Below are 10,818 nucleotides of genomic sequence, written 5' to 3' on the forward strand. Positions count from 1 at the left end.
GGGGGGTGTGGTCACATCATCCCCACCCCCTTTCCGGCATCCCAGCCCACGGAGAACTGTTCCGCCTCCATCATCTGGTCGAAGGCCTGGACCACCAGCTGGTCCACACTGACCCGGATGGCATCCTGGGTCTCCTGCCACAGCCGGCGCAGACAGCGTGGGTTCCCTTTTTCCTCCGGCACCCGGGCGTCCCGGCACAGGGACCGGATCTCGCCCGTCACCTGGGTCCGCCGTATGGGCTGCCCGTTCCGGCTGCGGAACACCGGTCCTGCGGTGATGCCCTGCCGGGCCGCATAGCCCCGCAGCTCCTCCGCCAGCGGCGGCGGCAGACGCACGGGGCTGGGTCCCCGCCCGTCCAGCGCCTCCGCCGTCAGCCGGGGCAGCTCCCCCACCGACAGGCCCGTGCTTCCGAATACCTTCACCAGCAGGTAGAGCCGCTCCTTCTCCAGAACCCGGGCGGTGGACAGCAGACGCAGATACTCCCCGCGGGTCAGCTCCGGCCGCTCCACCTCCGCCGGGGGCGGGAGGGCGGCGGTGGCCTGGAGTTCCCGGTGGCCCAGATAGGTCATCAGGCCGTTGGCCGCCGCCAGCCGCACATTGATAGTCCGGGGAAGATACCCCTGGTCCTCCAGCGTCTCCCGCCAGCGGTCCAGCGTCCCGCGGCCTACCCGCTTGTCCGGCGGCAGCGACCGGTACAGCCCATAGATGCTCCGCCGGTACGCCGCCAGGGTGTCTGCGCTCCGGCCCTGCTGGCGCAGGGTGTCCAGATAGGCGTCCATGGCCTCCGGCGTGAGGCATACCTCCCCTGCCGGGGCCTCCTGTTCCATCACCAGTTCCATGCCGTTCTCCCCTCTCGCCCCCCAGTTGTAGGCAAAATCAATATTTTGCCGCGTTCTATCCCGGGGAAGGAGCTGTTCGGGCAGAAAAAAAGAGCGCCGGCGGCGCTCCTGAGGGAAAAAGGGCGTGAAGATCGAGCCGTATGAGCAATTTGGGCTCATATGGCTGGTCTTTGCGCAAATTTAGCAGCTCCAGCTTGAATTTTCCATCGGCCTGTGCTATAATCTACCAGAAATCTATGTAGCCTCCTGCGGCCTTTCCTGGTCGCTGGATGCAAAATATTGATTTTGTCTAGCAGACGAGGCGCAGGCGGTCCAGATCCCGGCGGTGCTGGGCACCGGTGGAGATGAGATAGATGCGGGTGGTCTCAATGCTGGAGTGCCCCAGGACATCGGCCAGCTTGGCCACGTCCCGGGTGGCCTGATAGAAGGTGCGCGCAAAGAGATGGCGCAGGTTGTGAGGGAAGACCTTGGTGGGGGCCACCCCGGCTCGGAGGCACAGGCGCTTCATCTCCGCCCAGATCTGCCGCCTGGACAGAGGCTTGCCGCTTTTGGTGAGGAAGATCTCGCCGGAAGCGGTTTTTTGCTGTCTGGCGTACTTGAGCAGCTTGCGGCACAGCTTGCCGGGGAGGAGGATGGTGCGGACCTTGCCCTTGAGGGCGATATCCGCCTGACCGGAACGGGCGGCCTCCACAGTGATATAGCGCACCTCGCTGACTCGGATGCCGGCGGCGCAGATGGTCTCCATGACCAGGGCCAGGCGGTCCCGGCCCAAGGTGCGGGCGGTGTCCAGCAGGCGCTGGTACTCCTGGCGGCTCAGCTCCCGCTCCTCGCTCTGAAAGAGTCTGCGCTGCACCCGCAGGGCGCGGACACGGCAGTCCTCCAGGCCGATGAAACGGAGAAAGGTGTTGAGGGCGGCCAGCATGGAGTTGATGGTGGCGGGGCGGTAGCCGGAGCGGACCAAGTGGGCCTTCCAGCCCGTGACCGCCTCCCGGTTCACCGGCGCCCCCGCCAGCCACTCCAGAAAGGCCCCTGCGTCCCGCAGGTACTTCTCCACTGTCCCCGCGCTCCGCTCCTCCTCCGCCAGCCTCCGGGCAAAGGCAGACAGATGTTCCTGGGGCACATGGTGATCTTTCATACAAAAACTCCCCTTTTCTTCCAGTGTGGTACTATTTTACCGGAAACGGGGGGCGTTTATCCGAAACCTAGGGGAAGAAAAGGAGGAAGGCTGTTCAATTTGCAGCCCAACCTCCGGCACCGGACACCCCTTTTTATATATAAGGTATGAAAATGCCGGGCGGGGGAGAAAAATCGTTGACTTGAATATCCTGGGAGGGTATGCTATACTCAACTTTGTATGAATCCACGGAGGGCCCGGGCCGCACAGCATACTGACAGGGGGAACTGCCGGTATGCTGTTCTGCATCGGGACAGGGGAGCCGGGGGCTCCGGCCCCGGCAGAAGGGGGAGGCAGCGTGCTGCGCCTGTTGTCCAATCAGAATTTTAACCCTACCCGCCTGATCGTGGTGAGCTTCGGGGCCATCATCCTGCTGGGGACTTTTCTGCTCCACCTGCCTATCTCCGCCCGGGACGGGCAGTTCACCCCCTGGCTGACCTGCCTGTTCACCGCCACCTCCGCCACCTGCGTCACCGGTCTGGTCCTGGTGGACAGCGCGCTCCACTGGACTCCCTTCGGTCAGGGGGTGATCCTGGCCATGATCCAGCTGGGCGGGCTGGGATTTGTCTCATTGATCAGCCTGATCCCTCTGCTGCTGCGGCGGCGCATCGGCCTGTCCCAGCGGCTGGCCATCGCCTCCGCATTTAATCTGAATGGGATGTCCGGGGTAGTGCGGGTGGTGCGCCACGCCCTCATGGGTACCTTTCTGCTGGAGGGCTGTGGTGCGATCCTGCTGGCTACCCGCTTCGTCCCGCTCTTCGGCTGGGGGCGGGGGCTGTGGTACTCCATCTTTCACAGCGTGTCCGCTTTCTGCAATGCCGGATTCGACCTGATGGGGGAGCACACCGGGGCCTTCTCCAGCCTTGCGGGCTTCCGGGAGGACCCGGTGGTGCTGGGCACCATCGGGTGCCTGATCGTGCTGGGCGGCCTGGGCTTTTTTGTTTGGGAGGACTGCCTGGAGCATCGGAGCTGGCAGCGGCTGTCCTTCTACTCGAGAATGGTGCTTGCCGTCACCGGGGCGCTGATCCTGGGGGGCTGGCTGTTCTTTCTGGGGGCAGAGTGGAACAATCTGGAGACCCTGGGTGGTATGACGGCGGGAGAGAAGGTGGGCAATGCCCTCTTTCAGTCGGTGACCCTGCGCACAGCAGGGTACAGCGTTCTGGACCAGGGGGCCCTGCGGGAAGGGGCGGCTGCCCTGTCCGTGGTGCTGATGCTGATCGGGGGCTCCTCCGGCTCCACCGCCGGCGGCATCAAGACGGCCACCGCCGGCGTGCTGCTGATCTCACTGTGGGCGGGCCTGCGGGGGAGAGACCAGGTGGTGCTCCGGCGGAGGACCATCCCCCAGGCCCGGGTGCTCAATGCCATGACCCTGACCCTGGTGGTGACCTGCCTGTTCCTGGCCGGGTCCATCGCCCTGACATTGGCGGACGGGGTCCCCTACCTGGCTGCCGCCTTCGAAGTGGCCTCGGCCATGGGGACCGTGGGGCTGACCATGGGGATCACCACCGGCTTGTCCCCGCTGAGCCAGGGAATCATCATCGCGATGATGTTCCTGGGCCGGGTGGGCGTGCTGTCCTTCTCCATTGCGTTCCTGATCCGGGACCGGGGAGAGAATAAGATCCGCTACCCCAGTGTGGATGTGATGATCGGCTGAAGGAGATGTCTATGAAAAGCTTTTTGGTGATCGGACTGGGCAGATTCGGCACATCGCTGGCCTGTGAGCTGTGTGCCCTGGGCCACGAAGTGATGGCGGTGGATCTGCGGGAGGAGCGGGTCCAGGAGGTGGCGGGCTCTGTGACCCACGCCGCCGCCGGAGACGCCCGGGACCCGGAGGTCCTCCGGGCCCTGGGAGCCAGGAACTTTGACTGTGCTGTGGTGTCCGCAGGGGACGACGTGGGCACCAGCGCCCTCATCGTCCTCAACCTGAAGGAGCTGGGAGTGCCCCAGGTGGTGGGCAAGGCCCGCAGCGCCGTCCACCACCGGGTGCTGGAGAAGATCGGCGCCGACCGGGTGGTCTTTCCGGAGCAGGAGATGGCCCTGCGCCTGGCCCGGAACCTGGCCAACGGGGACATCCTCAACTTTATCGAGCTGTCGGAGGAGTACTCCATCATGGAGTGCCGCTGTCCCCGCCAGTGGCAGGGGAAGAGCATCCGGGAACTGGACGTGCGGGCCAGACACCGCCTGAACATCATCGCTATCCGCCGGGGGGGCGGCATGACCATCTCCCCCGGAGGTGAGTACGCCCTTCAGGAGGAGGACGAGCTGGTGGTGCTGGGACGGAACGAGGATATCAGAGAGGTGGAGCGGCTGTGAGAGAGGAGTGGATCACCAGCCGGAAGAACCCCCTCCTGGTCCAGATCCGCCGCCTGGCCTCCAGCCGCGGCGCCCGGCGCTCAGCGGGGATGTTCCTGGGGGACGGCGTCAAGCTGCTGGAGGAGGCCTTGAAGTGGGGAGCGCCCCTGGAGACGGTGGTGTACTCGGAGGGGCTGGACGGGCCGGAGCTCCCGCCGGAGGTGCGGACGGTCCGGGTGCCGGAGGATGTGATGGCCTCCATCTCCCCCATGGAGTCCCCCCAGGGGGCGCTGTTCCTGTGCCGGATGTGGGACACCGCCCCGCCGCCCCGCCTGGAGGGCGGGCGCTATCTGGTGCTGGACGGTCTCCAGGACCCGGGGAACGTAGGCACTATCTGGCGCACCGCCGATGCCCTGGAGGCGGACGGCCTGCTCCTGGTCCACGGATGTGCGGACCCCTTCGGCCCCAAGGTGGTGCGGGCCACCATGGGGGCCTGTTTCCGGCTCCCGGTGTGGGAGACCGGCCCGGAGAGGCTGGCGGACCTGCTGGAGCGGTCAGGACTGGCGCTGTACGCCACCGCCCTGCGGGAGGATACGGAGGATATCAAAACGGCGGACCTGAGCCGGTCCGCCGTGGTGATCGGGAGCGAGGGGCGCGGGGTCTCGCCGGAACTGCTCGCTATGAGCCAGCGGGCCCTGAAGATCCCTATGCGGGAGCGGTGTGAGTCCCTGAACGCCGCCGCGGCCGCCGCGGTGGTGCTCTGGGAGATGGGCCGCTAATCCCGGCGGGGCCGGTGTCCTGCGTCCAGCTTTCGGTAGGCCCGCTGGATGATGACCAGTGAGACGGCCAGACACAGGGCGAACAGGGCATAGGCCGGAACATAGCTGTGGAAGCGGTCAGCCAGCAGGCCCGGGATGGGGCCGAAGAGGAGCATCCCAAGAGCGTAGGACACAGTGAGGGAGCGCACCGCACCCTCGTACTGGGCGTCCCCGAACAGGTCGGCGGACCAGATGGCAAAGGTCACCGCCGAGATGGGCAGGCCCAGGCCGAACAGGGTCATGGCCGCGAAAGCGGGGAGCATCCCACCCAGGTGGGCCAGACAGCACAGGAGCAGTCCGGCCAGAAAGACCAGATGGACGTACCAGTTGCCCGCCCGGCTGCCAAAGCGGTCATAGATCTGGCCGCAGAGGATCTTGGATACGCAGATGACCAGCCCCAGGTAAGAGATGAGCAGAGCGGCGGAGGCGCTGTCATAGCCGGCGGTGGTGTAGAGCACCGTGAGGTGGGAGAAACCGGGCCCGCCGGGGCCGCCGATGAGAAAGACAGCCAGCAGCAGGGACAGCCGGAGGGCGGGAGTCATGCCCGCCGGCGCGGGGCGGGGCGGCGGCGCCGGAGTCTCCGGACCGCCCAGGTGGTAGGGCTCCAGGCCCAGGTCGCCGGGGACGTCCCGGACCAGGAGAAAGACCAGCAGCCCCAGCACCAGCACCGCCAGCCCCTCCAGCAGAAAGGCGGCGCGCATGCCGTGGGCCTGGATGATCCCGGTGATCAGTGTGGGGACAAAGATGGTGGACACGCCGCTGCCCGCGGCGGCCAGCCCCAGAGCCAGGCCCCGCCGGTCCCGGAACCAGTGGCCCACCGCGAGAGAGAGGGGGACCATGCCGCCGTAGCCGTAGGCCAGACCGGTGAGGGCCCCCGCGGCACAGTAGAGGGGGAAACTGTCGGCCAGGCCGAAGCAGAAGCAGGACAGGGCCAGCAGCACTACCCCCAGGGTCATCACCAGACGCAGTCCGATCCGGGCGCACAGCTGATTCACTGTCAGCATGGCGGCCAGGGTGAAGAGGCTGCGCGTGGTGGTGATCCAGGAGCCCTGGGCGTTGGAAAAGCCGTTGAGCTGGATGATGTAGGGCTGATACACGGAGAACACGTTGATGCCCATCCCCATGACCGCGAACAGGGACAGGGCGCCGCCCAGACAGATGATCCAGGCGTAATGGGGCCGCCGAAGGGAGACCATGGGAACAGCACCTCCTTATTCCTATCTCCTACCATACAGGAGGCGGGGACGTTTGTAAAGGGGGATTTTACCGGAGGAGCGGGACGGAGGGAAGAAAATTGGCGACGCTGAAATACTGGCTGTGGCTCACCGGCCGCAGGGGGCTGGGGAATGCCGGCGCCCTGCGGGTGCTGGACCACTTTGTCACCCCGGAGCGGACCTTCTACGCCGACCCGGAGGAGTACGCCCTGGTGGAGGACCTGACTCCGGCGGCCCGGCGCGCCCTGCTGGACAAGGACACCGGCGGGGCGGAGCGCATCCTGGAGGACTGCGCCCGCCTGGACCTGCGGATCATGACCCTCCAGGACGCCGACTACCCGGAGCGGCTGCGGCAGCTGCCCGACCCGCCTCTGGCGCTGTACATCCGGGGCCGGACCTTCGCCTTCGACGAGGAGGCGGCGGTGTGCATGGTGGGGGCACGGGAGGCCACCCCCTATGGGATCGGCTCGGCGGGGCGGCTCGGCCTGGAGCTGGCCCGGGGCGGGGCCCTGGTGGTGTCTGGCATGGCCCAGGGCATCGATACGGCCAGCGTCCAGGGCGCTTTGAAGGGCGGCGGACCGGTGGTGTCGGTGCTGGGGGGCGGAGTGGATGTACCCTACCCCCGGGAGAACCGCTGGCTCTATGAGGACGTGGCCGCCGCCGGGGCCCTCATCTCCGAGTACCCGCCGGGGACGGAGCACCGGGGGGAGCACTTCCCGGTGCGCAACCGCATCCTCAGCGGCCTGTGCCTGGGGGTAGTGGCGGTGGAATGCCGCCCTCACAGCGGCACTATGATCACGGTGGACCGGGCGCTGGAGCAGAACCGGGACCTGTTTGCCGTGCCAGGGAACATCGACGCCCCCATGAGCCAGGGCCCCAACCTGCTGATCCAGCAGGGGGCCAAGCTGGTGACCAGCGGGCGGGACATCCTGGAGGAATACTGGGACCGATTCCCGGCCAAGCTGTCTCCGGGAGAGCCCCTCAGCCCGGCGGCGGCCGCCGCCCGGCTGGAGACAGCGGCCTGTCCGGCCCCTGCCCCGGCGGAGCGGGAGGAGGCACCGGCGGCACCCGGGCGGGAGCGCATCCCCGCCGCGGAGCAGCGGGACCGCTTTACCGACGACGAGCTGGCGCTGATCGCCGCCTTGGGCGGACGGCGCCGCTCCGCCGACGAGCTGGTGGAGGCCGCACAGATCCCGGCCCGCCGGGTGCTCTCTGCCCTGACCATGCTCCAGGTGCAGGGGGCGGTGGAAGAGGGGCCGGACCGCCGCTTCTCCGCCCTGGTGGAGCTGGAGGAATAGACCCTTGACAGACGCGCGCGGGGACGCTCCGCAGCTGCGTTTTGACTTATACTTTTTTCTTATCTTCGATTTTGGAGGTTATTTGATGGCAGCAAAGACCGATTTGGTGATCGTAGAGTCTCCGTCCAAGGCCAAGACCATTGGGAAGTACCTGGGGCCGGGCTATGAGGTGAAGGCGTCCATGGGCCACGTCCGGGACCTGCCTAAGAGCAAGATCGGCGTGGACATCGAGGGAGGCTTTGTCCCCCAGTACCAGCCCATCAAGGGCAAAGAGGACGTGATCAGCGACCTGAAGAAGGCAGCCAAGAAGAGCGGCCGGGTCTATCTGGCCACCGACCCGGACCGGGAGGGGGAGGCCATCTCCTGGCATCTGAAGGAGCTGCTGGATATCCCGGACGACAAGACCTATCGGGTCACCTTCAACGAGATCACCAAGAAGGTGGTCAACGACTCTATTGCCGCCCCCCGGGCCATCGACCAGAACCTGGTGGACGCCCAGCAGGCGCGGCGCATCCTGGACCGCATCGTGGGCTATGAACTCTCCCCCCTGCTGTGGCGGAAGATCCGGCGGGGCCTGTCCGCCGGGCGGGTCCAGTCGGTGGCCACCCGGCTGGTGGCGGAGCGGGAGGAGGAGATCCGGGCCTTTGTCCCCCAGGAGTACTGGACCATCGAGGCGGAGCTGGAGCGGGTGCGCCCCAATCTGGGGGGCTTCAAGGCCCAGTTCTACGGCCGGGAGAAGAAGATGGAGCTCCGCAGCCGGGAGGAGGCGGAGGAGGTGGTCCGGGCGGTGTCCGCCGCCCCCTTCTCCGTGACCAGGGTGAAGCGGCAGGACAAGCTGCGCAATCCGGCGCCCCCCTTCACGACCTCCACCCTCCAGCAGGAGGCCAGCCGCAAGCTGAACATGACCCCCGCCCGCACCATGTCCATCGCCCAGCAGCTCTATGAGGGCGTGGACATCACCGGGGAGGGCACCGTGGGCCTGATCACCTATATGCGTACTGACTCTCTGCGCCTGTCCGAGGAGGCCATCGCCGCCGCCAAGGGCTTTATCGAGAGCCGCTACGGCAAGGAGTACTACCCCGCCCAGGCCCGACGCTACAAGACCAAGGGCAATGCCCAGGACGCCCACGAGGCCATCCGTCCCTCCGACGTGACCCTCACCCCGGAGGACGTGAAGAAGGACCTGACCTCGGAGCAGTACCGCCTCTACCGGCTGATCTGGGGCCGGTTCCTGGCCTGCCAGATGGCAAGCGCGGTCTATGACAGCGTATCCATCGAGGCCCAGTCCGCCGGCTACACCTTCCGGGCCAGCCACTCGGAGCTGAAATTCTCCGGCTTTACCGCCGTGTATGAGGAGGGACGGGACGAGGACGACGAGGCACCCCAGTCCCCCCTCCCCGACCTGCGGGAGGGGGAGCCGCTGGACCGGAAGGGGCTGAAGCAGGACCAGCACTTCACCCAGCCCCCCACCCGGTACACCGAGGCCACCCTCATCAAGGCTCTGGAAGAGAAGGGTATCGGACGCCCCTCCACCTACGCCCCCACCATCTCCACCATCCTGAACCGGGAGTACGTGGTGAAGGAGGGGAAGTACCTCCGCACCACCCCTCTGGGCGAGGTGGTCACCGGCCTGATGAAGGACAAATTCAACGATATCGTGGACTACGCCTTCACCGCCCAGATGGAGGAGCGGCTGGACAAGGTGGAGGAGGGAGAGGCCAACTGGAAGAAGGTGCTCTCTGACTTCTACGGCGGCTTTGAGGCAGAGCTCCACCAGGCGGAGCAGGACCTGGACGGGGAGCGCATCAAGGTGCCAGACGAGGTTTCGGAGGAGATCTGTCCCCAGTGCGGGCGGAACCTGGTCATCAAGTCCGGCCGGTTCGGCCGCTTCCTGGCCTGTCCCGGCTGGCCGGAGTGCGACTTCACCATGCCGCTGGTGGTGGAGATGCCGGGCAAGTGCCCCAAGTGCGGAGGGCGTCTGTTCAAGCGCACGGGCAAGAGCAAAAAGACCAACAAGCAGTACACCTATTACTGCTGTGAGCACCTCAACAGCAAGGACGAGTCCAAGCGATGCGACTTCATGACCTGGGACGTCCCGGTGAAGGACAACTGTCCCGTCTGCGGCTGGACCATGTTCAAGAAGGCGGGCCGGGGGGCGAAAAAGCCCTTCTGCATCAACGAGGCATGCTCCAACTTCACCCCGGAGGAGAAGCGGGGCGGCTGGCGGAAAAAGACGGAGGAGAGCGGGGAGGAGGCCCCTGCCCAGGAGGCGGCGGAGGAAGGCAAGACCGCCGAGAAGAAGGCTCCGGCCGCCAAAAAGACCACCGCGAAGGCGGCGGCCAAGAAGCCTGCCGCCAAAGCCGCGGCCTCAAAAAAGGCATCCGCGGCGAAAAAGCCCACGGCTAAGAAGACCGCCGGGAAAAAGACCGCCGCCAAGAAGACGGAGGAGGGATGACCGGCGGGGGCTGAACGCTCAGGCGGTCAGCCTTCCGTTCAGCTCCCGGCACAGGTCCACGGTGGCCAGGAACATGGCCTCCAGCAGGCAGGAGTTCTCCTGAAAGGCGGCCTTTTCATAGCGGTCGAACAGGGTGCGCCCCTCTTCATCCAGATGATCGAGGATCTCCAGGGGCCAGATATCCCGCCGGGTGCTGCTGATCCGGTAATCGGAGTCCACAGCCAGGTAATTTTGAAGGGTAACTTTGTTGATGTACTCAAAGAGAGCTTCCATAAGATCGGTCATTGTGATCAACTCCAAACACGAATAATTTATACATGTTATAACACGTATAGATTATTCGTGTCAAGAGGAAGTAAAGAGATGTATGGAGAACGATTAAAATTTTTGAGAAAAGAACGGAAGATTCCGCAGAAAGACCTTGCGGAGCTGCTGGGGATCAGCATCCGTGGATATCAGTTCTACGAGAGCGAGAACAATGAGCCCAATATTGCCGCATTGGTGACATTGGCGGATTTTTACGGGGTGACCATCGACTTTCTGGTTGGGCGCACGGACGAGGAAACATAACGGTACTGCGTATAGGGCGCAGCGGCCCGGCACACCACTGCCCAAAGCCTTTCCCCTCGGGAAAGAGGTGCCCAGCGGATGCCGCATCCCCCCAAAAGCCTTCCCCCCTCCTGGGGGGAAGGTGTCGCGGCGTATGCCGCGACGGATGAGAGGGCGGT

At 65.7% G+C, this 10,818-nt stretch carries 10 protein-coding genes; 6 read left to right on the forward strand and 4 right to left on the reverse strand.

All coding sequences use genetic code 11. The features are described 5' to 3' along the window. Positions 1–11: 11 nt before the first annotated feature. Both NE584_RS14420 and NE584_RS14425 read right to left on the reverse strand, forming a co-directional pair. Positions 12–839 carry a hypothetical protein gene (locus NE584_RS14420; protein ID WP_256183095.1) on the reverse strand — a complete coding sequence of 276 codons (828 nt, stop codon included), beginning with the start codon at positions 837–839 and terminating at the stop codon, positions 12–14. A 289-nt stretch (positions 840–1,128) separates the two neighbouring features. Further along, on the reverse strand, positions 1,129–1,974 hold the full coding sequence (locus tag NE584_RS14425) for a tyrosine-type recombinase/integrase (RefSeq protein WP_108980891.1): 846 nt from the start codon (positions 1,972–1,974) through the stop codon (positions 1,129–1,131). 274 nt (positions 1,975–2,248) lie between these two features. Here NE584_RS14425 and NE584_RS14430 point away from each other — a divergent pair, with 274 nt between their 5' ends. Genes NE584_RS14430 through NE584_RS14440 form a run of 3 tightly spaced genes read left to right on the forward strand, consistent with a single transcriptional unit; the run spans position 2,249 to position 5,084 of the window. Beyond that, positions 2,249–3,667: a TrkH family potassium uptake protein gene (locus tag NE584_RS14430; protein ID WP_256183096.1), complete on the forward strand. Its 1,419-nt coding sequence runs from the start codon at positions 2,249–2,251 to the stop codon at positions 3,665–3,667. Positions 3,668–3,678: 11 nt separating this feature from the next. After that, positions 3,679–4,326, forward strand: coding sequence for a TrkA family potassium uptake protein (locus tag NE584_RS14435; protein WP_050623913.1), 648 nt, complete (start codon positions 3,679–3,681; stop codon positions 4,324–4,326). Next, positions 4,323–5,084, forward strand: a complete 762-nt coding sequence (locus tag NE584_RS14440; protein ID WP_256183097.1) for an RNA methyltransferase — start codon at positions 4,323–4,325, stop codon at positions 5,082–5,084. The genes NE584_RS14435 and NE584_RS14440 overlap by 4 nt, the downstream gene beginning before the upstream one ends. On the opposite strand, the gene NE584_RS14445 is transcribed toward NE584_RS14440, so the two are convergent. Continuing rightward, on the reverse strand, positions 5,081–6,319 hold the full coding sequence (locus NE584_RS14445; RefSeq protein ID WP_108980893.1) for a nitrate/nitrite transporter: 1,239 nt from the start codon (positions 6,317–6,319) through the stop codon (positions 5,081–5,083). The two genes, NE584_RS14440 and NE584_RS14445, sit on opposite strands and share 4 nt — an antisense overlap. A 98-nt stretch (positions 6,320–6,417) precedes the next feature. On the opposite strand from NE584_RS14445, the gene dprA reads away from it, so the two are divergent. Both dprA and topA read left to right on the forward strand, forming a co-directional pair. Beyond that, positions 6,418–7,635, forward strand: a complete 1,218-nt coding sequence (gene dprA, locus NE584_RS19730) for a DNA-processing protein DprA (RefSeq protein ID WP_302536586.1) — start codon at positions 6,418–6,420, stop codon at positions 7,633–7,635. Positions 7,636–7,720: 85 nt separating this feature from the next. Continuing rightward, a complete protein-coding gene (gene topA, locus NE584_RS14460) occupies positions 7,721–10,090 on the forward strand; it encodes a type I DNA topoisomerase (protein ID WP_108980895.1) in 2,370 nt (789 codons plus the stop codon). 18 nt (positions 10,091–10,108) lie between these two features. Here topA and NE584_RS14465 read toward each other — a convergent pair whose 3' ends face one another. After that, the gene (locus NE584_RS14465; RefSeq protein WP_256183098.1) at positions 10,109–10,375 is read right to left on the reverse strand and encodes a hypothetical protein; all 267 of its coding nucleotides are present in this window, start codon (positions 10,373–10,375) and stop codon (positions 10,109–10,111) included. Between the two features lie 78 nt (positions 10,376–10,453). On the opposite strand from NE584_RS14465, the gene NE584_RS14470 reads away from it, so the two are divergent. Beyond that, positions 10,454–10,660, forward strand: a complete 207-nt coding sequence (locus NE584_RS14470; protein ID WP_050623919.1) for a helix-turn-helix domain-containing protein — start codon at positions 10,454–10,456, stop codon at positions 10,658–10,660. Positions 10,661–10,818 lie beyond the last annotated feature (158 nt).

Origin of the sequence: Clostridium sp. DFI.5.61, from assembly GCF_024462915.1 — a bacterium.
GTDB lineage: Bacteria > Bacillota > Clostridia > Oscillospirales > Oscillospiraceae > Lawsonibacter > Lawsonibacter asaccharolyticus.

What these genes read in the sequence shown, in the direction of transcription:
- NE584_RS14420 (WP_256183095.1), bottom strand. Translation starts at nt 839, where the DNA reads ATGGAACTGGTGATGGAACAGGAGGCCCCGGCAGGGGAGGTATGCCTC.
- NE584_RS14470 (WP_050623919.1), top strand. Translation starts at nt 10,454, where the DNA reads ATGTATGGAGAACGATTAAAATTTTTGAGAAAAGAACGGAAGATTCCG.
- NE584_RS14430 (WP_256183096.1), top strand. Translation starts at nt 2,249, where the DNA reads ATGCTGTTCTGCATCGGGACAGGGGAGCCGGGGGCTCCGGCCCCGGCA.
- NE584_RS14425 (WP_108980891.1), bottom strand. Translation starts at nt 1,974, where the DNA reads ATGAAAGATCACCATGTGCCCCAGGAACATCTGTCTGCCTTTGCCCGG.
- NE584_RS14465 (WP_256183098.1), bottom strand. Translation starts at nt 10,375, where the DNA reads ATGACCGATCTTATGGAAGCTCTCTTTGAGTACATCAACAAAGTTACC.
- topA (WP_108980895.1), top strand. Translation starts at nt 7,721, where the DNA reads ATGGCAGCAAAGACCGATTTGGTGATCGTAGAGTCTCCGTCCAAGGCC.
- NE584_RS14445 (WP_108980893.1), bottom strand. Translation starts at nt 6,319, where the DNA reads ATGGTCTCCCTTCGGCGGCCCCATTACGCCTGGATCATCTGTCTGGGC.
- NE584_RS14435 (WP_050623913.1), top strand. Translation starts at nt 3,679, where the DNA reads ATGAAAAGCTTTTTGGTGATCGGACTGGGCAGATTCGGCACATCGCTG.